This is a genomic window from Pseudomonas sp. MG-9 (assembly GCF_018729515.1).
Taxonomy (GTDB): Bacteria; Pseudomonadota; Gammaproteobacteria; order Pseudomonadales; family Pseudomonadaceae; genus Aquipseudomonas; species Aquipseudomonas serboccidentalis.
In genome coordinates this window covers 111,492-134,513 of the sequence record NZ_JAHHZH010000005.1, presented here as the reverse complement: position 1 = coordinate 134,513, position 23,022 = coordinate 111,492, and the positions used below count along the sequence as shown (strand labels likewise).

Below are 23,022 nucleotides of genomic sequence, written 5' to 3'. Positions count from 1 at the left end.
TTGGTCAGACAAATACAGAAATAACCACTCGCCCCGCTTGCGCGGCCACCTCCTGCTCACTAACGTAGCGGCTTTATTGCGCCCCCAGCCTCTACACCCCCGCAGGAGCTTTGCCATGGCCTCGCCAGCCCTTACACATTTTCTTCCCCGGTTCGGCGTTGCCGCAGCAGTGACCGGTGTCTTGAGCCTGTCCGGTTGCCAGACCTGGAACGCTCAGGACACCCTCCCGCCGACCTCCGGCGTGCAACCGCTCAAGGGCCTGGCGCAGAACGTTTCGGTACGACGCAATGCCATGGGCATGCCGTTGATCGAAAGCAACAGCTTCCACGACGCGCTGTTCACCCTCGGCTACGTCCATGCCAGCGACCGCATCAACCAGATGGTCACCCTGCGCCTGTTGGCCCAGGGGCGTCTGGCGGAAATGTCCGGCGCGTCGATGCTCGACGCCGACCGCTACATGCGCGCGGTCAATCTGAAGAAAAGCGCCGACGAGCTGTACAAGGCCTCGTCGCCACGGCTCAAGCGCTTCTTCGAAGTCTATGCGCGGGGCGTCAACGCCTACCTGTTCCGCTATGCCGACAAACTGCCGGGCGACCTCGCCTCCAGCGGCTACAAGCCGCAATACTGGAAACCGGAAGACTCGGCGCTGATGTTCGCGCTGTTGAACTTCAGCCAGTCGGCCAACCTGCCGGAAGAGATTTCCTCGCTGGTGCTGGCGCAAACCGTGACCACCGACAAACTCGCCTGGCTGACCCCGTCCGCCCCGGACGAAAACCTGCCACTGGCCGAGGCCGACAAGCTGCAAGGCCTCAAGCTCAACGGGCAGATCCCCGGCCTGAGCGAACTGAGCAACGCCCGCCAACAATTGGCGGCGGTAAATCTGCTCGGCACCAGCACGTCGAACAACTGGGCCATCGCCCCGCAACGCAGCCGCAGCGGCAAGAGCATTCTTGCCAGCGACAGCCATGGCCCACTGGCGGCACCGTCGCTGTGGACCTTCGTGCAGATCCGCGCGCCGAAATATCAGGCTGCCGGTGTCACGGTGGCCGGTTTGCCGATGGTCCTCGGTGGTTTCAACGGCAAAGTCGCGTGGAGTGCCACCAGTGTGCTCGGCGACAACCAGGACCTGTTCCTGGAAAAAATCCGCCGTCAGGGCAGCAGCCTGACCTACGAGGTCAACGGTAAATGGCAGCCACTGGGCGTGCGCAACGAAACCTATTTCGTCAAAGGCCAGCGGCCGATTCGCGAAGCGGTGTACGAAACCCGTCACGGTGCACTGCTCAACAGTGCCCAAGCGGCGGCGCAAGGCAACGGTTTTGGCCTGGCCCTGCAAACCCCGAGCTTCACCGACGACAAATCGCTGGACGCGTTTTTTGACCTGACCCGCGCGCAAAACGTTGAACGTGCTTCGGACGCCAGCCGAGAGATCCGCGCCATCGCCCTGAACATGGTGTTTGCCGACGCCAGCAACATCGGCTGGCAGGTCACCGGGCGTTTCCCGAACCGTCGCGAAGGCGAAGGCCTGCTGCCATCACCGGGCTGGGAAGGTCGCTACGACTGGGACGGTTACGCCGACCCAATGCTGCACCCGTACGATCAGGATCCGACCCAGGGCTGGCTCGGCACCGCCAACCAGCGGGTGATTCCTCACGGCTACGGCATGCAGTTGTCCAACTCCTGGGCCGCGCCGGAGCGTGGCGAGCGCCTGGCCGAACTGGCTGGCAGTGGCAAACAGGACGGTCGCAGCGTGATCGCCATGCAATACGACCAGACCACGACATTTGCCGGCAAGCTGAAGAAGATGTTCGAAGCCCCGGGGATGAAGCAGCCGCTGAAACAGGCGATTGATGCCCTGCCGGAAGCCGATCGCAGCAAGGCCCGCGAGACGTTTACCCGCTTGATGGCGTTCGACGGCAAGCTCAGCGCGACGTCGGCCGATGCGGCGATCTATGAACTGTTCCTGCAAGAAAGCATGAAGCAGATCTTCCTCGACGAACTCGGCCCAGAGTCGAGTCCGGCGTGGAAAGCCTTTATCGCCAATGGCGACTTGTCCTACGCGGCGCAAGCCGATCACCTGCTCGGTCGCGAAGACAGCCCGTTCTGGGATGACATCCGCACCCCGCAGAAAGAAGACAAAGCGGTGATCCTCGCCCGCAGCCTGGCGGCGGCGATCAGCGCCGGCGACAGCCAGCTGGGTGGCGATCACAAGGCCTGGCAGTGGGGCAAACTGCACAGCTACACGTGGAAAAACGCCAACGGCCAGACCGTTCGCGGTCCGCTGGCCGCCGGTGGCGATCACACCACGCTCAATACTGCGGCGTTTGCCTGGGGTCAGGACTTCAATACCACCCGCGCGCCGTCGATGCGTTTCATCGTCGACTTCAGCCAGACCGAGCCGCTGATGGGCCAGAACGGCACCGGCCAGTCCGGCAACCCGGCCAGCCCGAACTACCTCAACGGCATCGATGCGTGGCTCAAGAGCCAGTACATCGGCTTGCCGATGCAGCCGCAGAACTTTGACCGGGTGTATGGCAAGACGCGTTTGACCCTTACTCCGGGTAAATAAGCTCTAGAGCAAGATCAAAAGATCGCAGCCTTCGGCAGCTCCTACATGGGAATGGTGAACATCCTGTAGGAGCTGCCGAAGGCGGCGATCTTTTGCTTTTCGCCCCACATAAAAACTCGATAGAACTTCCAGACTCCCGCCAACCTCATAGCTAACAAGCCCCTCCATTCTGGTAACGACATGGATCTTGTTATCGCCCGCCCCGAAGGTTTGTACTGCCCTGCCGGGGATTTCTACATTGATCCATGGCGCCCGGTCGAACGCTCGGTGATCACCCATGCCCACGGCGATCATGCCCGTGGCGGTAACCAGCACTACCTTGCCAGCAGTGCCAGCGAAGGGATTTTGCGTGCGCGTCTGGGTCAGGACATCAACCTGCAGACGCTTGCCTACGGTCAGCCTCTGACCCACCACGGGGTGACCTTGAGTTTCCATCCCGCCGGCCATGTGCTCGGTTCGGCCCAGGTGCGCCTGGAATACGGCGGCGAAGTCTGGGTCGCCTCCGGCGACTACAAGGTCGAACCCGATGGCACCTGCGCACCGTTCGAACCGGTGCGTTGCCACACCTTCATCACCGAATCGACCTTTGGCCTGCCGATCTATCGCTGGCAGCCGCAAGCCCACGTGTTCAGCGAGATCAACCAGTGGTGGCAGGCGAACATCGCCGCCGGCAAGGCCAGCGTGTTGTTCTGCTATTCGTTCGGCAAGGCCCAGCGAATTCTGCATGGCATCGACGCCAGCCTCGGGCCGATCCTCAGCCATGGCGCGGTCGAACCGCTAAACCGGGTCTACCGCGAGGCCGGGGTGTACCTGCCGCCGACCCTCTACGCCGGCGATGTGAAAAAATCCGACCCGATCATGCGTCAGGCGCTGGTCATTGCCCCGCCCTCAGCGGGCGGCAGCAACTGGATGCGCCGTTTCGGTGACTACAGCGACGCCTTCGCCAGCGGCTGGATGCGCCTGCGCGGCACTCGCCGGCGGCGTGGCGTGGATCGCGGCTTCGTGCTGTCGGATCACGCCGACTGGCCCGGCCTGCTGTGGGCCATCAACCAGACCGGCGCCGAGCGCGTGATGGTCACCCACGGCTCGATTGGCGTGCTGGTGCGCCATCTGCGCGAACAAGGCCTGGATGCGCAGGGATTCAACACCGAATACGGCGACGACGAAGAGGAAAACATTGGCGTCGAGCCGGCCATCGCCGAGGTGCAAGCATGAAAGCCTTCGCCGAGCTGTATGCCGAACTCGACGCCACCACGTCCAGCAACGCCAAACTGGCGGCGATGCAAACCTACTTCGCCCAGGCGGCACCGCAGGATGCGGCATGGGCGGTGTACTTTCTGTCCGGCGGGCGTCCGCGACAACTGGTGCCAGTGCGCATCCTGCGTGAGCTGGCCGTCGAGATCTCGGGGCTGCCGCCGTGGCTGTTCGAAGAGAGTTACCAGGCGGTCGGCGATCTGGCGGAAACCATTTCGCTGGTGCTGCCGGAAAACCCGCACAGCTCCGACGCAGGCCTTGCCGAATGGATCGAACACACACTGCTGCCGCTGCGCGGTGAAACCCCGGAATACCTCGCCCGCCAGCTCCCCGTGCTGTGGGCGCAACTGGATCGGCCGAGCCTGATGCTGTGCATCAAATTGATCACTGGCAGCTTCCGTGTCGGCGTGTCGAAACTATTGGTCACCCGTGCTTTGGCGTCGATGGCCGGCCTCGACAGCAAACGCGTGGCGCAGCGGCTAGTGGGTTACACCGACCTGTCGAACCGGCCGAATGCCGCCAGCTACCTGAAACTGATCGCTCCGGAGTCCGAGAACGAACACGCCCAGCGCGGCGGCCAGCCCTACCCGTTCTTCCTCGCGCATGCCTTGTCGCAACCGGTGGAAGACTTTGAAGCGCTGCTGGGGCCGGCGAGCAACTGGCAGGTGGAATGGAAGTGGGATGGCATCCGCGCGCAGGTGGTCAAGCGTGACGGGCGACTGTGGGTCTGGTCGCGGGGTGAGGAACTGGTCACCGAGCGCTTCCCGGAATTGGACGTTCTGGTGCACGGCTTGCCGGATGGCACGGTGATCGATGGCGAAATCGTGGTCTGGAAAAGCACCCACCCGACCACCGAAGACGCCTTCGATCCACAATCGAGCACACCGCCGGCCGTGCAACCGTTCGCCCTGCTGCAGCAACGTATCGGACGCAAGACCCTCGACAAGAAGATCCTCGAAGAGGTGCCGGTGGTGGTGCTCGCCTACGACTTGCTGGAATGGCAGGGCGATGACTGGCGCAACCGCCCGCAGGTTGAACGGCGTGCGCGACTGGAACAGGTGATCGCCCGAAGTAACACCCCGGTGTTACTGCCCTCGCCGGTACTCACCGGCAGCGACTGGTCAGACCTTGCGCGCCAGCGCGAAGCGTCGCGGCGGCTGGGGGTCGAGGGCATGATGCTCAAGGCCTGCGACGCGCTGTATGGCGTGGGCCGGACCAAGGACATGGGCGTGTGGTGGAAGTGGAAGGTCGACCCGTTCAGCGTCGATGCCGTATTGATCTACGCCCAGCGCGGCCATGGTCGACGCGCCAGCCTGTACAGCGATTACACCTTTGCGGTGTGGGACGGCCCGCCCGAGTCCAGCCAACGGGCGCTGGTGCCCTTCGCCAAGGCGTATTCGGGGCTGACCGATGAGGAAATGCGCCAGGTCGACAGCATCGTGCGCAAGACCACCGTGGAAAAATTCGGCCCGGTCAGCAGCGTCAAGCCGAGCCTGGTGTTCGAGCTGGGTTTCGAAGGCATCGCCCTGTCGCGGCGGCACAAGAGCGGGATCGCCGTGCGCTTTCCGAGGATGCTGCGCTGGCGCCAAGACAAGAGCGTGGATGAAGCCGATAGCCTGGCGACACTGCAGGATCTGCTGGCCTGACCCGGTTTTCCGGGACACTGATCTTTGGCTAACTGAGATTACCTGTGGTGAGGGGGCTTGCCCCCGTTCGGCTGCGCAGCAGTCGTAAACCCTGGATGCCCGATTTTACTGGAATAGCCCGGGGCCGCTTCGCTGCCCAACGGGGGCAAGCCCCCTCGCCACAAAGCTTCACTTTCTACAGAAAACTCGTCGTTGACCTGCATTGGTGCAAGGTATCGACAATGTCCATTTCCATGCACCAATCCCTTCCGCATCCCTCAATCCCAACCTTTTAAAACACTTGTTCGGGACTCTGGTTCGGAAATTGCTACTTTCTATAGGTCGTACGCGTTCCAGTAACAATAATTCTGCGCCACAAGCGCTCATATTGGTTCTTAGGGATTGAATAATGAAAAAAGCATTGCTGACCCTTTCTGCACTGGCGTTGTGCATGGCCGCCGGCTCCGCGCTGGCCAAGGAATACAAAGAGCTGCGTTTTGGCGTTGATCCTTCCTACGCACCGTTCGAGTCGAAAGCGGCCGACGGCAGCCTGGTGGGCTTCGACATCGACCTGGGCAACGCGATCTGCGCCGAGCTGAAGGTCAAGTGCAAGTGGGTTGAAAGCGACTTCGACGGCATGATTCCGGGCCTCAACGCCAACAAATTCGACGGTGTGATCTCGTCGATGACCGTGACCCCGGCCCGTGAAAAGGCGATCGACTTCTCCAGCGAGCTGTTCTCCGGCCCGACTTCCTATGTGTTCAAGAAGGGTTCCGGCCTGAGCGATGACGTCGCGTCCCTCAAAGGCAAGTCCGTCGGTTACGAGCAAGGCACCATTCAGGAAGCCTACGCCAAGGCCGTACTGGAGAAGGCCGGGGTGAAAATCCAGGCTTACGCCAACCAGGATCAGGTGTACGCCGACCTGAAAAACGGCCGTCTCGACGCCTCGATCCAGGACATGCTGCAAGCCGAACTGGGCTTTTTGAAGACGCCGGATGGCGCCGGCTACGAAGTCAGCAAGCCGGTCGACAGCGAATTGCTGCCAGCCAAAACCGCTGTCGGTATTAAGAAAGGTAACAAAGAGCTGAAGGCGCTTTTAGATAAAGGTATCAAAGCGTTACACGATGACGGCAAATACGCCGAGATTCAAAAGAAACACTTTGGCGATCTGAATCTGTACAGCGGCAAATAATGCCCCGGCGCCCATCACTCGATGGGCGCCTTTTCCATCCGCTCAGGTTGCTGATTTATGTTCGAAAACCTCTTACAAAATCTGGGGCTCTCCGCCTTCAGCCTCAAGGGCTTCGGTCCGTTGCTGTTGGAAGGCACCTGGATGACCATCAAATTGTCGGCGTTGTCGCTGCTGGTGGCCGTGTTGCTCGGCCTCTTGGGCGCCAGTGCCAAACTGTCGAAATCCAGACTGCTGCGCCTGCCTGCCCAGCTCTACACCACGTTGATTCGCGGGGTGCCGGACCTGGTGCTGATGCTGTTGATCTTCTACAGCCTGCAAACCTGGCTGACCGCGCTGACCGACGTCATGGAGTGGGATTACATCGAGATCGACTCCTTTACCGCCGGGGTGATCACCCTGGGCTTCATCTACGGGGCGTATTTCACCGAAACCTTCCGTGGGGCGATCCTCGCTGTGCCACGCGGTCAGGTCGAAGCGGCCACCGCCTACGGCCTCAAACGCGGCCAGCGCTTTCGCTTCGTGGTCTTCCCGCAAATGATGCGCTTTGCCCTGCCGGGCATCGGCAATAACTGGATGGTGATGCTCAAGGCCACCGCGCTGGTGTCGATCATCGGCCTGGCCGATCTGGTCAAGGCCGCGCAGGACGCCGGTAAAAGCACCTATCAACTGTTCTACTTCCTGGTACTCGCCGCCTTGATCTATCTGCTGATCACCAGTGCTTCGAACGTCATCCTGCGCTGGCTCGAACGCCGTTACGCCGCCGGCGCACGGGAGGCCGTACGATGATCGAACTCCTGCAGGAATACTGGAAACCCTTCCTTTATACCGACGGCACCAACATCACCGGGCTGGCCATGACCCTGTGGCTGCTCAGCGCGTCGATCTTCATTGGCTTCCTGGTGTCGATCCCGCTGTCGATCGCCCGGGTTTCCTCGCACTTCTATGTGCGCTGGCCGGTGCAGTTCTACACCTACCTGTTCCGTGGCACGCCGCTGTATATCCAGTTGCTGATTTGCTACACCGGCATCTACAGCCTCGCCGCCGTGCGCGCGCAGCCGCTGCTCGACAGTTTCTTTCGCGATGCGATGAACTGCACGATCCTGGCGTTTGCCCTGAACACCTGCGCCTACACCACGGAGATTTTCGCCGGGGCGATCCGCAGCATGAACCACGGCGAAGTCGAAGCGGCCAAGGCCTACGGTCTGACCGGCTGGAAGCTGTACGCCTACGTGATCATGCCTTCGGCGCTGCGCCGTTCGTTGCCGTATTACAGCAACGAAGTGATCCTGATGCTGCACTCGACCACCGTGGCCTTCACCGCGACCATTCCCGACATTCTGAAAGTGGCGCGGGACGCCAACTCGGCGACCTACCTGACCTTCCAGTCGTTCGGCATCGCCGCGCTGATCTACCTGACCATAACCTTTGCGCTGGTCGGCCTGTTCCGCCTCGCCGAACGCCGATGGCTGGCCTTCCTCGGGCCGACCCACTAGGAAAACCTGTAATGCGACACCAGATTCATGACCTGTTGGCCCCGGTGCCGGGGACCGCACGACAGATCCACAGCTTCCACTTCGGCCCGGAGCAGGCCCAAGGCAAGATCTACATCCAGTCCTCGCTGCATGCCGACGAAATGCCCGGCATGCTGGTGGCCTGGCACCTCAAGCAGCGCCTGGCGGAGCTGGAAGCCGCCGGGCGCCTGCGCAGCCAGATCGTGCTGGTGCCGGTGGCCAATCCGGTCGGCCTCGAACAAGTGCTGATGGATGTGCCGCTGGGCCGTTACGAAATGGAGAGCGGGCAGAATTTCAATCGCTGGTTCGTCGACCTCAGCGAAGAAATCGGCAACGACATCGAGGGCAAGCTCGGCGATGACCCGCAACGCAACCTTGAGCTGATCCGCGCCAGCCTGCGCAACGCCCTCGCCCGCCAGATACCCGCCACGCAACTGCAATCCCAGCGCCTGACCCTGCAACGGCTGGCGTGCGATGCCGACATGGTGCTGGACCTGCACTGCGATTTCGAATCGGTGGTTCACCTCTACACCACCCCCGAGGCGTGGCCGCAGGTCGAACCGCTGGCGCGCTACATCGAAGCCCAGGCCAGCCTGCTGGCCACCGACTCCGGCGGCCAGTCGTTCGACGAATGCTTCACCCTGCTCTGGTGGCAACTGAAGGAGCGTTTCGGCGAACACTTCGACATTCCGCTGGGCAGTTTTTCGGTGACCGTGGAGCTGCGCGGCCAGGGTGACGTCAATCACCCGATGGCCAGCCGTGATTGCCAGGCGTTGATCGATTACCTGATCCAGTTCGATGCAATTGTCGGCGAAACCAGGCCGCAGCCGTCCTTGCCATTCCCTGCCACGCCACTGGCCGGCGTCGAACCGGTGACCACGCCGGTGGGCGGCTTGCTGGTGTACACCGCCATGGCCGGGCAATACCTGCAAGCCGGGCAACAGATCGCCGAAATCATCGACCCGATCAGTGATCGGGTAACCCCCATTTGCTGCACCGCTGCCGGCGTGATGTACGCCCGCTCGCTGCGACGCATGGCCACTGCCGGCATGGTGATCGCCCACGTGGCGGGCGCCGAAGCCTATCGCAGCGGCTACCTACTTTCGCCTTGAGGATGTCTGTCTCATGTACAAATTGACCGTTGAAGGCCTGCACAAAAGCTATGGCGACCATCAGGTGCTCAAAGGCGTTTCGCTCAAGGCCAAGACTGGCGACGTGATCAGCCTGATCGGCGCCAGCGGCTCGGGCAAAAGCACCTTTTTGCGCTGCATCAATTTTCTCGAACAACCCAACGACGGCGCCATGAGCCTGGACGGCCAGGCGATCCGCATGGTCACCGACCGCCACGGCATGCACGTCGCCGACCCGAATGAACTGCAACGCCTGCGCACGCGGCTGGCGATGGTGTTCCAGCACTTCAACCTGTGGAGCCACATGACCGTGCTGGAAAACATCACCATGGCCCCGCGCCGGGTGCTGGGTTGCAGCAAGCAGGAAGCCGAAGACCGCGCCCGGCGTTACCTGGACAAGGTCGGCCTGCCGGCGCGGGTCGCCGATCAGTACCCGGCGTTTCTCTCTGGCGGCCAGCAACAGCGGGTAGCGATTGCCCGGGCGCTGGCGATGGAGCCGGAAGTGATGCTGTTCGACGAACCGACCTCGGCGCTCGATCCGGAGCTGGTGGGCGAAGTGCTGCGGGTGATCCAGGGGCTGGCCGAGGAAGGCCGGACCATGATCATGGTGACGCACGAAATGAGCTTTGCGCGCAAGGTTTCCAGCCAGGTGTTGTTCCTGCATCAAGGGCTGGTGGAAGAAGAAGGCGCGCCGGAAGACGTGCTGGGCAACCCGAAGAGCGAACGGCTGAAGCAGTTCCTCAGCGGTAACCTCAAGTAGCGCCAAACGCAAAACCCTGTAGGAGTGAGCCTGCTCGCGATCGCGGTCTTTCGGTAAACATAATGCTGACTGACACACCGTCATCGCGAGCAGGCTCACTCCTACAAAAAGCACACCGTGCATACCTGAAAAATCAAACTTGTCGGCCTGCCACGCGGTCACTGAAAGAAGACTTTCAGAGCGCACGCCGCCGGTATGCCGACATCCCCCGACCTCGCAAAAACCTGGTTCAGCGCCCGCGGCTGGATGCCGTTCGCCTTTCAAAAGCAGGTGTGGGCCGCCGTCAAAAAAGGTCAGTCGGGGCTGCTTCACGCCAGCACCGGGGCCGGTAAAACCTACGCGGTGTGGTTCGCGGCGCTCAATCGCTTCGCCCGCATCAAGCCTCCCGCCGCAGCCCCCCAAAAACGCAAAGCGCCCGCCGAACCGTTGACCGTGCTGTGGATCACGCCGATGCGCGCCCTTGCCGCGGACACCGCCCGCGCCCTGCAAGCGCCGGTCAGCGATTTGCAGATTCCGTGGAGCATCGGCCTGCGCACCGGCGACACCAGCAGCGCCGAACGCGCCCGTCAGGGCCGACGCCTGCCGACCACGCTGATCACCACCCCGGAAAGCCTGACCCTGCTGCTCGCCCGCGCCGATGCAAAAACCGCGCTGTCGAGCCTGCGCATGATCGTCGTCGATGAATGGCACGAATTGCTCGGCAACAAGCGCGGTGTGCAACTGCAACTGGCGCTGGCCCGCCTGCGTCACTGGCAACCCGATCTGATCGTGTGGGGCGTTTCCGCCACCCTCGGTAATCAGTCCCACGCCGAACAAGTACTGATCCCACAGGGCGGCGGCGTGACGGTGCAGGGCCAAAGCGACAAAGCGCTGAAGGTCGACACCTTGATCCCACCGGCCATCGCGCGCTTTCCCTGGGCCGGGCACATCGGTCTGAAGATGCTGCCGCAAGTGGTTGCCGAACTCGACGCCTGCGCCAGCAGCCTGGTATTCACCAACACCCGGGCGCAGTCGGAAATCTGGTATCAGGCATTACTGGACGCACGGCCGGACTGGGCCGGGTTGATTGCGCTGCACCACAGCTCACTGTCCCGCGAGACCCGCGACTGGGTGGAACAGGCGTTGAAGGACGGCCTTCTGAAAGCCGTGGTCTGCACCTCGAGTCTGGACCTGGGCGTGGACTTCCTGCCGGTGGAACGAGTGCTGCAAATCGGTTCGGCCAAGGGCGTGGCGCGGCTGATGCAGCGAGCCGGGCGCTCCGGTCACGCGCCAGGGCGCACCTCGCGGGTGACGCTGGTGCCGACCCACAGCCTGGAGCTGATCGAAGCCGCCGCCGCGCGCGATGCCGTGGAGCAACGGCGCCTCGAACCGCGCCTGTCACCTTACAAACCGCTGGATGTGCTGGTGCAGCATCTGGTCAGCATGGCTCTGGGCGGTGGCTTTCTTGCGCAAGAGCTGTACGAAGAAGTTCGTGGCGCCTGGGCTTATCGTGACCTGACGCCGGCAGACTGGGCCTGGGCGCTGGCGTTCGTACGCCACGGCGGACTTTCTCTGACGGCTTATCCGGATTACCGCCGGGTCGAGCCGGACGAACATGGTGTGTGGCGCGTACCCGATGCACGTCTGGCCCGACGGCATCGCATGAGCATCGGCACCATCGTCAGCGATGCGAGCATCAACCTGAAGTTCTGGAGCAAGGGTGGCGGCGGCAAGCAGTTGGGCAGCGTCGAGGAAGGCTTTATTGCGCGACTGAAACCGGGCGACGGCTTTCTGTTTGCCGGGCGTCTGCTGGAGTTGGTGCGGGTGGAAAACATGACCGCCTACGTCAAACGCAGCACTGCGAAAAAAGCCGCCGTACCGCGCTGGAATGGCGGACGGATGCCACTTTCCAACGAACTGGCCGAGGCCGTGGTCAGCCGTTTCAGTGCGGCGGCGCAGGGACAGTTCGCCGGACCGGAAATGCACGCGCTGCAACCGTTACTGCAAACCCAGGCGCGCTGGTCGGGCCTGCCCAGCGCCGACAGCCTGCTGGTGGAGGTGCTGAAGTCCCGCGAAGGCTGGCACCTGTTCCTTTACCCGTTTGCCGGGCGCCAAGTGCATCTCGGGCTCGCCAGCCTGTTGGCGTGGCGCGTGAGCCAGCGCCAGCCGCTGACGTTCTCGATCGCGGTCAACGATTACGGGCTGGAGTTGCTCAGCGCCACGCCGGTCGATTGGTCTGAGCAACTTGATGCAGCGCTGCTCAGCCCTCTGCATCTGCTCGAGGATGTGCTGGCCAGCCTGAATGCCGGCGAACTGGCGCTGCGACGTTTTCGCGAAATCGCCCGGATCGCCGGGCTGGTGTTCGCCGGCTACCCCGGCGCGCCGAAAAGCACTCGCCAGGTGCAGGCCTCCAGCGGGCTGTTTTTCGAAGTGTTCAAGCAATATGACGCCGACAACCTGCTGCTGGCGCAGGCCGGGGAAGAAGTCCTGCGCGAGGAGCTGGATATTCGTCGTCTGGAACAGACTTTGGAGCGGATCAACCGGATGAAACTGGATATGCACCTGATCAAACGCCCGACGCCGCTCGGTTTTCCACTGCTGGTGGAGCGCATGCGTGAAAGCATGAGTTCGGAAAAACTCGCCGATCGCATCAGACGCATGGTCGGCGACCTGGAGAAATCCGCCGACAAGGGTAACGCCTGATGAGCAGCGGTTATCCGGTACGCCTGGCGGGCGAAGCACTCTGGCTGCTGCCGGAAAAAGCCCTGTACTGGCCGGCGCAACAGGCGTTGCTGATCGCCGACGTGCATTTTGGCAAGGCCGCCGCCTATCGTCGTCTCGGTCAGCCGGTGCCACTGGGTACCACGGCGGCGAACATCGAGGTTCTCGACCAGTTGTTGGCGAAACTGCCGTGCCGGCAGCTGATTTTCCTCGGTGACTTCTTGCACGGCCCCGGCTCGCATGCCGTGGGCACCTTGAATGCGCTGGCCGAATGGCGCGCACGTCACGTCGATTTGCCGATGACGCTGATTCGCGGCAACCACGACAAGCGCGCTGGCGATCCTCCGGCATCATTGAACATCAGGGTAGTGCCCGAGCCGCTGCTGATCGGGCCATTTGCCTTGCAACACGAGCCTGATCCACATCCCGAACGCCATGTACTGGCCGGGCATGTACATCCGGTGTACCGACTCCATGGTCGGGGGCGGCAAAGCTTGCGCCTGGCGTGTTTCCGGCTGGGTGAACGTTTGAGTCTGTTGCCGGCCTTTGGCGCCTTTACCGGCGGTTATCCGGTGGAGAAGGACGCCCATTGCAGGATTTTTGTCGTCGGCGATAACGAAATATGGCCAGTCAGTTGAAGTCTTTGACAGACCTCGACTGACTGGCCATGCATGGGCTAGCAATCAGGCGACTGGCGCCGGTGGCGGCTCGTCCGGAAGGGTCGGCTCGCCCGGCTCGGTCGGTTGTTCGTTGGGGGTATCGGGATCAGGCTGACCGGGAATTCCGCCGGCCATGCTGATGGACGGCTGTGCCAGCAACGACCAGGCCAAAACGCCAACCTGATTGGGCTCAAGCCTTGCCAGTTCGGCGGTGATATGCGGATCGATCTTCATGGAACCCTCCTCGGCGAAGGCCCGCGTTGCCAGAGGCAAAAACGGGCAGTACACCCCATAGAGTGTCTGCCCGCCAAAGAATTCCCGCGAACTGTCAGATGGACGGATCAGGTACGCGGCAGGGTCACGCCACGCTGGCCCTGATATTTGCCGCCACGGTCCTTGTAGGAGACTTCGCATTGCTCGTCGGATTCGAGGAACAGCATCTGTGCCACGCCTTCGTTGGCGTAGATTTTCGCCGGCAGGTTGGTGGTGTTGGAGAATTCCAGGGTCACGTGGCCTTCCCACTCAGGCTCGAGCGGGGTGACGTTGACGATGATGCCGCAACGCGCGTAGGTGCTTTTACCCAGGCAGATGGTCAGGACATTGCGCGGAATACGGAAGTATTCGACGGTGCTGGCCAGGGCGAAGGAGTTCGGCGGAATGATGCAGACGTCGCTGTGGATGTCGACAAAACTGCCGGCGTCGAAGTTTTTCGGATCGACAATCGCCGAATTGATGTTGGTGAACACCTTGAAGTGGTTGGTGCAACGCACGTCGTAGCCGTAGCTCGACACACCGTAGGAGATCACACGGCTGTCGTCGCTGCCGCGCACCTGGCGCTCGACGAAAGGCTCGATCATGCCGTGTTCCTGCGCCATGCGGCGAATCCACTTGTCCGATTTGATGCTCATGGCGGGTGTCCTGAATAGCGAGGTGGAAAAAATCTGTCCGGCATCTTACCGGGCGCGCCGCCGGGTTCAAAGTGCGCGCTGCAATTCTCGCCGAACAGCCTGGAAATACGAGCTCTGGCGACGAACCGTCACACCGCCGATCCTTAAAACAGCGAAACCTTCGCAAGAAGCATTGGCACGTTCCGGAAAAAGGGTTAAGGTGGCGCCACTGTGCTGCTTGTGTCACTGAGAATCTCTACACGATATGTTGAATTTCGATCCAACCATCTACAAGAATTTTTCCTGCTCTTTGCACTCAGTCTCGGCCAGGGTTCTTCCTGAGTCGCAGTTATCTTTGTTCAAGGAGTTACACCATGTCTAATCGCCAAACCGGTACCGTTAAGTGGTTCAACGATGAAAAAGGCTTCGGCTTCATCACCCCACAATCCGGTGACGACCTGTTCGTTCACTTCAAAGCTATCCAATCCGACGGCTTCAAAAGCCTGAAAGAAGGCCAACAGGTTTCTTTCATCGCTACCCGCGGTCAGAAAGGCATGCAAGCTGAAGAAGTACAAGTTATCTAACTTGTAGCTTCTTTAGAAAAGAGCCCCGCCCTCAAAAGCGGGGCTTTTTTGTGGGCGTGTGTTTTTCCAGGCGCAAAAAAGATCGCAGCCTTCGACAGCGCCTACAGATACATCAATCCTCTGTAGGCGCTGCCGAAGGCTGCGACCTTTTGCCTGTGCCTTACCAAGCCACGCCAAACCCTGCGGTGTAGCGGGTCTTGTTCAAGTCCGCATCCTTGGTACCGCTGATGATGTCGCGCTCGGCCTTGAGGTTGAGCGACGCCCAGTCGGTAACCTTGTAGCGCAGGCCCATCTCGGCATCCAGCGCGTAGTCGGCCACATCGGACAGCGGCTTGCCCAGTTCGCCATTGGTGAAGAACTCGACCTTCTTGCCAATCAGGTAGCGGTTGTAGTCCCACTTCATGGCGACCGAGTAGAAATTGTCCTTGCCGCCATCGCTGTACTCGTAATCGGTACGGTTAAGCAGCGAGCCGAGCGAGAACGCACCCAGTTCGTCGTCCCAGAACTGGTAACCCGGACCGGTACCGACCACACGCTGACGCGACAGCTCTTCAACGTAATCACGTTTGTAGTTCAGACGACCCTGCCAGAACCACTTGTCGGTCATGAAGCGGTCGAGTGCATATTCGGCGCGCCAGTTATTGGTGGTGACCTGTTCGTCCTGTACTTCGCGGTTGTATTCGCCTTCAGCGGTATGGCGCCAGCGACCATGACGAGCCGAGGTCTTGAAGTCGATGTCGTAGTCGTCGGTATCCTTTTCCGCGCGCTGATAATCCAAGGCCAGGCCGACGTTGCCCTTCCACACCAGATCCTCGACCACCGGTTTGGGCTTGAGAATCTGCTGAATGCTCGCCAGCTCCACGGTTTTCGGCGCCTCGCCATTGGCCAGGGTGACCTTGCCGTCATCGGCGGCGGTCAACGACTTGGCTTTTTCACCGGTGTAGGCGTCCTGTTTGACCAGCAACTCCTGATCGCTCTCCAGGGTCTTGACCTGTTTCCAGTCGATCGTGACCGCACCCGCGTACTGGGTCTGGATCAGCAATTTGCCGCCGTCGAACAGGGAAATTTTACCGCTCAACTTGTCACCGTTCTTCAACCAGACGGTATCGGCAAGCAGGGGCGTGGACGCACTGAAGACAGCAAGGCACAGCAAGGTTCTGGACAACATAAGCGAATCGAAGGCTCAGGATTGCAAAAAAGGTCGGCATTATCCGTAGGAATAAAGCCCTGACAAGGACTGACCGGACGATTTCCATTGAGTTCATTTCTCATCTGCCCGCCGACGGATTACCCTTCAACGCATCGACACGATCGTTGTTCAGGAACCGCACAGGTGAAAGAGCCAATCCAACCCGACGAAAACGAAGCGCAAATCCGACGCACAGCGCTTTATTCGACCCTCGCCCAAGTACCTGAAGGCAAGGTGGTCAGCTATGGTCAGTTGGCCGAACTGGCGGGGTTGGGGCGCGCCGCCCGCTGGGTCGGCAGGACCCTGAGTCAGTTGCCCGGTGACACCAAACTGCCATGGCACCGTGTATTGGGTGCCGGCGGTCGGATCAGCCTGCCGGTGGGCAGCCCTTCGGGGGACGAGCAACGGGCAAGATTGCGCGCTGAAGGCATTACCGTCCTGAACAATCGTGTGGATATTCAGCGCCATGGCTGGCGTCCGGTAGAGCACAGCGGTTAGAGTGCGCGCTTTGTTTTCGCAATCTTGAGGCAGACTTCAGCCCATGCCCCGTAAAACCTGGCGCGCCGCGCTCGCCGCCTATGCCAGTCCTTCGACGCTCGTGCTGTTGTTGCTCGGTTTCGCTGCCGGCCTGCCGTACATGCTGGTATTTTCGACGCTTTCCGTCTGGCTGCGTGAAGCCGGCGTGGCCCGTGAAACCATCGGCTACGCGAGCCTGATCGGCCTGGCCTATGCCTTCAAGTGGGTCTGGTCACCGCTGCTCGACCAATGGCGCCTGCCTTTATTGGGCAAGCTTGGGCGCCGCCGTTCGTGGCTGGTGCTCTCGCAGGCGCTGGTGATCCTGGGCCTGATCGGCATGGGTTTCTGTGATCCACAGAAGCATCTGTCCTGGCTGATTGCCATTGCCGTCGTCGTCGCCTTCGCCTCCGCCACCCAGGACATCGCGGTCGACGCCTATCGCCTGGAGATCGCCGACGACAGCCGTCAGGCCGCGCTGGCCGCCAGTTACATGTCCGGTTATCGCGTCGCCGCCCTGCTGGCCACGGCGGGCGCACTGTTCTTCGCCGAGGGCTTCGGCTCCACCGGTTTCAACTATCAGCATTCGGCCTGGACCGGCACCTACGCCCTGTTCGGCGTACTGATGGTCCCTGCCCTGCTGACCTCGTTGCTGATGCGCGAACCGCCAGTGCCGCTGCGCACGCAGTTGCAGGCCGGCCGCTACAGTTTTGTGCATCAACTGGCCTCGGTATTCGTGCTGATCGTGCTGCTGGTGTCCGTTCCGGCAATGTTCACCCAGCTCTACAACACTGATTTCGCCAGCGTGCTGTTCGGCACCATGAGTCCGCTCGACCTGCTGCTCGAAGACCGCGCGTTCCTGCGCGCCATCCTCTATACCCTGCTCACCGGGCTGTGCCTGTCGACCATGGGCCGTCGCGGCCTGGCGCCGGTGCTGACCCCGGTCAACGACTTCATCCTGCGCTACCGCTGGCAGGCGCTGCTGCTGCTTGGGCTGATCGCCACCTACCGGATGTCCGACACGGTGATGGGCGTGATGGCCAACGTGTTCTACATCGACCAGGGTTTCACCAAGGATCAGATTGCCAGCGTCAGCAAGATCTTCGGCCTGATCATGACCCTCGTCGGCGCCGGCATGGGTGGCCTGCTGATCGTGCGCTTCGGCATCCTGCCGATCCTGTTCATCGGCGGCGTGGCGTCGGCCGCCACCAACCTGCTGTTTGTGATGCTGGCCGACATGGGCCCGAACCTGCAGATGCTGGTGGTGACCATTTCCCTCGACAACTTCAGTTCCGGGCTCGCGACCTCGGCGTTCGTCGCCTACCTGTCAAGCCTGACCAACCTGAAGTTCTCGGCCACCCAGTACGCCCTGCTCAGCTCGATCATGCTGTTGCTGCCGCGCCTGATGGGCGGTTACTCCGGGGTGATGGTCGAGAAGTTCGGTTACCACAACTTCTTCATGATCACGGCGCTGCTCGGCGTACCGACCCTGCTGCTGATTGCCCTGCACTGGTTCCAGGAAAATCGCCGCGAAGGCCCGACACCCACGCCCGAGCCTTTACCGACCTCTGTCGCGGAAGAGTCGTAGGACATTTCATATACGGCGGGAGGATTCCCGCCGTTGAGCCTCACCGCCGAGCGCAATCCTGTACGTCGGCAACTCTCGCCGGTACACTGCTCCGTCATTTCCAGTCATAGCAACCGACAACGGCCAACCATGCGCACCAGTCAATTTTTGCTCGCCACACAGAAAGAAACGCCTTCCGATGCGGTCGTGATCAGCCACCAGCTGATGCTGCGCGCCGGCATGATCCGCAAACTCGCTTCGGGCCTGTACACCTGGCTGCCGATGGGCTTGCGGGTAATGCGCAAGGTAGAAGCCATCGTTCGCGAAGAAATGAACGCCGCCGGCTCGCTTGAAGTGTTGATGCCGAGCACCCAACCGGCCGAGCTGTGGCAGGAATCGGGGCGCTGGGAAGAATACGGCCCTGAGCTGCTGCGCATCAAAGACCGCCACGGTCGCGACTTCTGCGCGGGCCCGACCCACGAAGAAGTGATCACCGATCTGATGCGCAACGAGTTGAGCAGCTACAAACAGCTGCCCATCAACCTGTACCAGATCCAGACCAAATTCCGTGACGAAATCCGCCCACGCTTCGGTTTGATGCGTGGCCGCGAATTCATCATGAAGGACTCGTACTCCTTCCACGCAGATCAGGCGTCGCTGCAGATCACCTATGACCGCATGCATGAAGCCTACTGCAACATCTTCACGCGTCTGGGCCTGAAATTCCGTCCGGTTGAAGCCGACAACGGCTCGATCGGTGGTGCCGGCTCCCACGAGTTCCACGTACTGGCCGAGTCCGGCGAAGACGATATCGTCTTCAGCAACGGCTCCGACTACGCGGCGAACATCGAGAAAGCCGAAGCCGTGCCACGCGAAACCTCGCGTCCTGCACCGACCGAAGAGCTGCGCCTGGTCGATACGCCAGACACCAAGACCATTGCCGCGCTGGTGGAAAAATTCAATCTGCCGATTGAAAAGACCATCAAGACCTTGATCGTCCACGCCGAGGAAGAAGGCAAGCTGATCGCGCTGGTGATTCGTGGCGACCACGAACTCAACGAAATCAAGGCTGCCCAGCAGCCGGGCGTTGCCAGCCCGCTGGTCATGGCTTCCGATGCCGAACTGCGTGACGCCATCGGCGCCGGCGCCGGTTCCCTCGGCCCACTGAACCTGCCACTGCCGATCATCATCGACCGCTCGGTCGAGCTGATGAGCGACTTCGGCATCGGTGCGAACATCGACGACAAGCACTACTTCGGCGTGAACTGGGAGCGTGATCTGCCGGTTCCGACCGTTGCCGACCTGCGTAACGTCGTCGCCGGTGACCCAAGCCCGGACGGCAAGGGCACCCTGGAAATCAAGCGCGGCATCGAAGTCGGGCACATCTTCCAGCTGGGCAACAAGTACAGCAAGGCGATGAAGTGCGAAGTGCTGGGCGAGAACGGCAAGCCGGTCACCCTGGAAATGGGTTGCTACGGCATCGGCGTTTCCCGCGTGGTGGCAGCTGCCATCGAGCAGAACAACGACGAAAACGGCATCATCTGGAGCGACACCCTGGCGCCGTTCCAGATCGCCCTGGTACCGCTGCGCTATGAAACCGAGCAAGTGCGCGAAGCCACCGACAAGCTGTACGCAGAACTGACTGCGGCGGGCTTCGAAGTGCTGCTGGACGATCGCGACAAGAAAACCAGCCCGGGCATCAAGTTCGCAGACATGGAGCTGATCGGCATTCCACACCGGATCGTGGTCAGCGACCGCGGTCTTGCCGATGGCAACCTGGAATACAAGAGCCGTACCGAGTCCGAAGCGCAAGCGCTGCCGGTCACCGATGTGGTGTCCTTCCTTCAGGCCCGTATCCGCCGCTGAATCCAGATAGAGACCTCATGTTCAAGCGAAACACCTTGGGCCTCGGTGGCGCCGCCTTGTGCGGCGCCCTGCTGGTCAGCGGCTGTGCCAATCAAATGTCACAGCGCAGCGAGCACGAAGAGCGGGTCGAGCGCAAATTGCTCGATCACAGCCTGCAGATCGATGTCGGTGAGCCCAAGATGCTTGAGCTGCCGCAGCGACGCGTGAAAATCAACGAACAGAAGACCTTCGAAGTCACCGAGTTCGAGGTTACCCGTCGTTACGATCGCTACACCCCTTACCAACCCTGGCGCGAAATCTACGAGATTCCGCTGGGCGCGGTGGCCGTGGTGGCCGGCGTCGGCGCGAATGTGGTCAACGTGTTCGCCTTGGGCAACCTGCCGGACAGCGTGACCAAGGACTGGCTGAGCTACGGCATTGCCGGGATCAACCCGTTCATGAACGTGCCGTCCCATGGTCGCGCGCAACAGAACCTGGCCGGTATCGATGAGGTCCAGCGCGACAAGCGCATGGAGTATTCGAGCCTGCCGTGGAGCGAGCGTCCGGTGCAGGTCAAGGCTGGCAAGCAGACGTTCGACATGACCACTGATCGCAACGGCGTCCTGCGCTTGAACCTGCTGGACAGCCCGTTCGCCGAAAATGACCTCAATCATATCGGCAAGCTGCAGATCAGCGTCGAGGACGGCAAGGATGACGTGCACAGCGATTCGTCCCTGGCCATCAGCAGCCACCTGCGCAGCAAGTTGCTGGAAGCGCACGGGCTGATTTACGACGACCTGGAAGACGACGAAGTGAGCCAGTGGGTACACCGGGTCAAACGTCTGTCGGAACTGGGTCTGGAAGAAGAGGCCAGCGAGCTGGAACAAAGCCTGATCGAACTGACGCGCAACGATCCTGAGTTGCAGGCTGAGTTTCTCAAGTCGCTGACCAAGGATGCCGGGCGCCTGGTAGCAGATCCGGGACCGAACTAAGGCCCGATAAAAGATCGCAGCCTTCGTCAGCGCCTACAGAGGATCGCGCTTCCCTGTAGGCGCTGCCGAAGGCTGCGATCTTTTGTTTTTAAGATTCACCGTTCGAACAACTCCATCTGCTCAAACCCGCCGCGCAAATCCTCCAGCCTTACCCCCACCCCCAACAAGCGCACCGGTTTGCCTCCCCGATTGAACGCCTGCGTCAGCATCAACTGATAACTGCCCAGATCCCGCCCTGCCCCGGCCTGCTCCAGTGTGGTCTGGGTGAAGTCGTGGAATTTCACTTTGACGAATGGCTTGCCCGGTCGATAACTGCTGTCGATCCGCTCCATGCGGGTTTTCAGGGTTTCCAGCAGCTCCGGCAGCTTGTCCAGGCAACTGCGCAGGTCCGGCAGATCGACGTCGTAGGTATTTTCGACACTGATCGACTGACGGCGGCTGTCGTTGTGCACCAGCCGGTCATCAATCCCACGGGCCAGACTCCACAACCGCTCACCGAAACTGCCGAATTCGCGCACCAGCGCCAACTTGTCCCACTCGCGCAAGTGCAGGCAGTCGACGATGCCGAGCTTACCCAGCTTGTCGGCGGTGACTTTGCCGACACCGTGCAGCTTGCTCACCGGCAAACCGCTGACAAAATCCTCAACCTGATCCGGGGTGATGACGAACAGCCCGTTGGGCTTCTTCCAGTCGCTGGCGATCTTCGCCAGAAACTTGTTCGGAGCGACGCCGGCAGAAACGGTGATGTGCAACTGATTGGACACTCGCCGCCGAATGTCCTGCGCGATGCGCGTGGCGCTGCCGCCGAAATGCGCGCTGTCGGAGACGTCGAGATACGCTTCGTCCAGCGACAGCGGTTCGATCAGGTCGGTGTAATCGCGAAAGATCGTGTGGATTTCCTTCGAGGCTTCGCGATAGGCGTCCATGCGCGGTTTGACGATGGTCAGGTCCGGGCACAGCTTCAAGGCGTGCCCGGACGACATCGCCGACCGCACACCATACGCCCGCGCTTCATAGTTGCAGGTGGCAATCACCCCGCGCCGATCCGCCGACCCACCCACCGCCAATGGCTTACCGGCCAGGTTCGGGTCGTCGCGCATCTCGATGGCGGCGTAGAAACAGTCACAGTCGACGTGGATGATTTTTCGCTGGGTCATGACAGAAAAGGAAACATGGCGAGCCGGATCCGCAGTATCTCACTGACACCTGTATATAGCACCAGTAGTCTGAATGTTCTTTCTAGACCGTAGGAAAAGACCGGTGAATTTATTTTCTCAATCGAAAAACGCTATCCGATAGAGCTGAAAGCCTTGCCCCACCTGCCCTGCGCGCCCTTCGCCCAAAGTAGAAATAGCGCTAACCGATTGAACAGGAACAGATTTATCCAGATTCAAGGTTGACAGCCCAGCGATCCTCTGTAGAATGCCGACACACAGACGCGGGATGGAGCAGTCTGGTAGCTCGTCGGGCTCATAACCCGAAGGTCGTCGGTTCAAATCCGGCTCCCGCAACCAAACATCAAAAAAGGCTACTCGAAAGAGTGGCCTTTTTTGTGCCTGTCTGTTTTTCACACCAGCTTGCGCACCAAGCGCCTTGAGCAAACAGGAATTCGTTGCATTTCCGAAACTTACCGCTCGGCTGCGACAGTTTGACGCAAATACACACTTATTTGACCCTTTACGGGATTAGCGGTTGACACCCCGCCGTTCGCCTGTAGAATGCCGCCACACAGACGCGGGATGGAGCAGTCTGGTAGCTCGTCGGGCTCATAACCCGAAGGTCGTCGGTTCAAATCCGGCTCCCGCAACCAAACATCAAAAAAGGCTGCTCGAAAGAGTGGCCTTTTTTGTATCTGTGGAAAAAGTCCTTTCGCAACAATGATCTGTCACGCTGCAGTGAAACGCTCAGGATCATCAGACCCGCCGAGTTGCGACTATGCTTGAGTCGCACGCAAGACGTCTGCAATCCATGACCCGCCCTCGCCGATACCCGATGAGAGGCGTAGTATTTTGTGATTATTTTTTTCTACAGGGATTGGTAACTTGGCT

General features: G+C 60.9%; 19 protein-coding genes and 2 tRNA genes. 17 read left to right on the top strand and 4 right to left on the bottom strand.

The genetic code is table 11. The annotated features are described in order from the left end of the window. Positions 1–115: 115 nt before the first annotated feature. From KKQ10_RS14425 to pdeM, 10 genes are all read left to right on the top strand, one after another. Positions 116–2,566 carry a penicillin acylase family protein gene (locus KKQ10_RS14425; protein ID WP_215501477.1) on the top strand — a complete coding sequence of 817 codons (2,451 nt, stop codon included), beginning with the start codon at positions 116–118 and terminating at the stop codon, positions 2,564–2,566. Between the two features lie 180 nt (positions 2,567–2,746). Then, positions 2,747–3,781: a ligase-associated DNA damage response exonuclease gene (locus KKQ10_RS14420; RefSeq protein WP_127649630.1), complete on the top strand. Its 1,035-nt coding sequence runs from the start codon at positions 2,747–2,749 to the stop codon at positions 3,779–3,781. Next, positions 3,778–5,466 carry an ATP-dependent DNA ligase gene (locus tag KKQ10_RS14415; protein ID WP_215501476.1) on the top strand — a complete coding sequence of 563 codons (1,689 nt, stop codon included), beginning with the start codon at positions 3,778–3,780 and terminating at the stop codon, positions 5,464–5,466. Before KKQ10_RS14420 ends, KKQ10_RS14415 begins: the two co-directional genes overlap by 4 nt. Before the next feature lie 388 nt (positions 5,467–5,854). Continuing rightward, a complete protein-coding gene (locus tag KKQ10_RS14410) occupies positions 5,855–6,637 on the top strand; it encodes a transporter substrate-binding domain-containing protein (protein ID WP_127649628.1) in 783 nt (260 codons plus the stop codon). Between the two features lie 57 nt (positions 6,638–6,694). Further along, positions 6,695–7,423, top strand: a complete 729-nt coding sequence (locus tag KKQ10_RS14405; RefSeq protein ID WP_127649627.1) for an ABC transporter permease — start codon at positions 6,695–6,697, stop codon at positions 7,421–7,423. Beyond that, the gene (locus KKQ10_RS14400) at positions 7,420–8,130 is read left to right on the top strand and encodes an ABC transporter permease (RefSeq protein WP_097086541.1); all 711 of its coding nucleotides are present in this window, start codon (positions 7,420–7,422) and stop codon (positions 8,128–8,130) included. Before KKQ10_RS14405 ends, KKQ10_RS14400 begins: the two co-directional genes overlap by 4 nt. A gap of 11 nt (positions 8,131–8,141) precedes the next feature. After that, positions 8,142–9,260 (top strand): succinylglutamate desuccinylase/aspartoacylase family protein, encoded by a 1,119-nt coding sequence (locus KKQ10_RS14395; RefSeq protein ID WP_215501475.1) that lies wholly within the window; start codon positions 8,142–8,144, stop codon positions 9,258–9,260. Between the two features lie 13 nt (positions 9,261–9,273). After that, positions 9,274–10,038 (top strand): ABC transporter ATP-binding protein, encoded by a 765-nt coding sequence (locus tag KKQ10_RS14390; RefSeq protein WP_003222314.1) that lies wholly within the window; start codon positions 9,274–9,276, stop codon positions 10,036–10,038. 195 nt (positions 10,039–10,233) lie between these two features. Next, positions 10,234–12,720, top strand: a complete 2,487-nt coding sequence (locus tag KKQ10_RS14385; protein WP_215501474.1) for a ligase-associated DNA damage response DEXH box helicase — start codon at positions 10,234–10,236, stop codon at positions 12,718–12,720. Then, entirely contained in the window at positions 12,720–13,376 is a 657-nt protein-coding gene (gene pdeM, locus KKQ10_RS14380; RefSeq protein WP_215501473.1) for a ligase-associated DNA damage response endonuclease PdeM, read from the top strand. Before KKQ10_RS14385 ends, pdeM begins: the two co-directional genes overlap by 1 nt. A gap of 45 nt (positions 13,377–13,421) precedes the next feature. Here the strand turns inward: pdeM and KKQ10_RS14375 are convergent, their stop codons facing one another. Continuing rightward, entirely contained in the window at positions 13,422–13,631 is a 210-nt protein-coding gene (locus KKQ10_RS14375; RefSeq protein WP_127649623.1) for a hypothetical protein, read from the bottom strand. 107 nt (positions 13,632–13,738) lie between these two features. Further along, a complete protein-coding gene (gene dcd, locus KKQ10_RS14370; RefSeq protein WP_003222308.1) occupies positions 13,739–14,305 on the bottom strand; it encodes a dCTP deaminase in 567 nt (188 codons plus the stop codon). A 353-nt stretch (positions 14,306–14,658) separates the two neighbouring features. Between dcd and KKQ10_RS14365 the strand changes: the two genes are divergently transcribed. Continuing rightward, on the top strand, positions 14,659–14,868 hold the full coding sequence (locus tag KKQ10_RS14365) for a cold-shock protein (RefSeq protein WP_002554837.1): 210 nt from the start codon (positions 14,659–14,661) through the stop codon (positions 14,866–14,868). Between the two features lie 160 nt (positions 14,869–15,028). On the opposite strand, the gene KKQ10_RS14360 is transcribed toward KKQ10_RS14365, so the two are convergent. Then, entirely contained in the window at positions 15,029–16,036 is a 1,008-nt protein-coding gene (locus KKQ10_RS14360) for a DUF481 domain-containing protein (protein WP_215501472.1), read from the bottom strand. A 165-nt stretch (positions 16,037–16,201) separates the two neighbouring features. Here KKQ10_RS14360 and KKQ10_RS14355 point away from each other — a divergent pair, with 165 nt between their 5' ends. The 4 genes from KKQ10_RS14355 (at position 16,202) to KKQ10_RS14340 (ending at position 20,974) form a co-directional block, all read left to right on the top strand. Further along, entirely contained in the window at positions 16,202–16,555 is a 354-nt protein-coding gene (locus tag KKQ10_RS14355) for an MGMT family protein (RefSeq protein WP_215501471.1), read from the top strand. Positions 16,556–16,598: 43 nt separating this feature from the next. Further along, positions 16,599–18,158, top strand: a complete 1,560-nt coding sequence (locus KKQ10_RS14350; protein WP_127649620.1) for an AmpG family muropeptide MFS transporter — start codon at positions 16,599–16,601, stop codon at positions 18,156–18,158. Between the two features lie 129 nt (positions 18,159–18,287). After that, on the top strand, positions 18,288–20,003 hold the full coding sequence (locus KKQ10_RS14345; protein WP_215501470.1) for a proline--tRNA ligase: 1,716 nt from the start codon (positions 18,288–18,290) through the stop codon (positions 20,001–20,003). Between the two features lie 17 nt (positions 20,004–20,020). Continuing rightward, a complete protein-coding gene (locus KKQ10_RS14340) occupies positions 20,021–20,974 on the top strand; it encodes a hypothetical protein (RefSeq protein ID WP_215501469.1) in 954 nt (317 codons plus the stop codon). Positions 20,975–21,069: 95 nt separating this feature from the next. Here the strand turns inward: KKQ10_RS14340 and dinB are convergent, their stop codons facing one another. Further along, positions 21,070–22,131, bottom strand: a complete 1,062-nt coding sequence (gene dinB, locus KKQ10_RS14335) for a DNA polymerase IV (protein ID WP_127649617.1) — start codon at positions 22,129–22,131, stop codon at positions 21,070–21,072. 280 nt (positions 22,132–22,411) lie between these two features. Here dinB and KKQ10_RS14330 point away from each other — a divergent pair. Next, positions 22,412–22,488, top strand: a tRNA-Met gene (locus KKQ10_RS14330). A 219-nt stretch (positions 22,489–22,707) separates the two neighbouring features. Next, positions 22,708–22,784: transfer RNA gene (locus KKQ10_RS14325), tRNA-Met, on the top strand. Positions 22,785–23,022: the final 238 nt, after the last annotated feature.

Bases quoted from the DNA above. Each gene is read 5' to 3' on its own strand.
- KKQ10_RS14425 (WP_215501477.1), top strand. From the start codon at position 116: ATGGCCTCGCCAGCCCTTACACATTTTCTTCCCCGGTTCGGCGTTGCC.
- KKQ10_RS14345 (WP_215501470.1), top strand. From the start codon at position 18,288: ATGCGCACCAGTCAATTTTTGCTCGCCACACAGAAAGAAACGCCTTCC.
- KKQ10_RS14405 (WP_127649627.1), top strand. From the start codon at position 6,695: ATGTTCGAAAACCTCTTACAAAATCTGGGGCTCTCCGCCTTCAGCCTC.
- KKQ10_RS14350 (WP_127649620.1), top strand. From the start codon at position 16,599: ATGCCCCGTAAAACCTGGCGCGCCGCGCTCGCCGCCTATGCCAGTCCT.
- KKQ10_RS14420 (WP_127649630.1), top strand. From the start codon at position 2,747: ATGGATCTTGTTATCGCCCGCCCCGAAGGTTTGTACTGCCCTGCCGGG.
- KKQ10_RS14395 (WP_215501475.1), top strand. From the start codon at position 8,142: ATGCGACACCAGATTCATGACCTGTTGGCCCCGGTGCCGGGGACCGCA.
- KKQ10_RS14360 (WP_215501472.1), bottom strand. From the start codon at position 16,036: ATGTTGTCCAGAACCTTGCTGTGCCTTGCTGTCTTCAGTGCGTCCACG.
- KKQ10_RS14400 (WP_097086541.1), top strand. From the start codon at position 7,420: ATGATCGAACTCCTGCAGGAATACTGGAAACCCTTCCTTTATACCGAC.
- KKQ10_RS14415 (WP_215501476.1), top strand. From the start codon at position 3,778: ATGAAAGCCTTCGCCGAGCTGTATGCCGAACTCGACGCCACCACGTCC.
- KKQ10_RS14375 (WP_127649623.1), bottom strand. From the start codon at position 13,631: ATGAAGATCGATCCGCATATCACCGCCGAACTGGCAAGGCTTGAGCCC.
- KKQ10_RS14385 (WP_215501474.1), top strand. From the start codon at position 10,234: ATGCCGACATCCCCCGACCTCGCAAAAACCTGGTTCAGCGCCCGCGGC.
- KKQ10_RS14390 (WP_003222314.1), top strand. From the start codon at position 9,274: ATGTACAAATTGACCGTTGAAGGCCTGCACAAAAGCTATGGCGACCAT.
- KKQ10_RS14410 (WP_127649628.1), top strand. From the start codon at position 5,855: ATGAAAAAAGCATTGCTGACCCTTTCTGCACTGGCGTTGTGCATGGCC.
- dcd (WP_003222308.1), bottom strand. From the start codon at position 14,305: ATGAGCATCAAATCGGACAAGTGGATTCGCCGCATGGCGCAGGAACAC.
- dinB (WP_127649617.1), bottom strand. From the start codon at position 22,131: ATGACCCAGCGAAAAATCATCCACGTCGACTGTGACTGTTTCTACGCC.
- KKQ10_RS14365 (WP_002554837.1), top strand. From the start codon at position 14,659: ATGTCTAATCGCCAAACCGGTACCGTTAAGTGGTTCAACGATGAAAAA.
- KKQ10_RS14340 (WP_215501469.1), top strand. From the start codon at position 20,021: ATGTTCAAGCGAAACACCTTGGGCCTCGGTGGCGCCGCCTTGTGCGGC.
- pdeM (WP_215501473.1), top strand. From the start codon at position 12,720: ATGAGCAGCGGTTATCCGGTACGCCTGGCGGGCGAAGCACTCTGGCTG.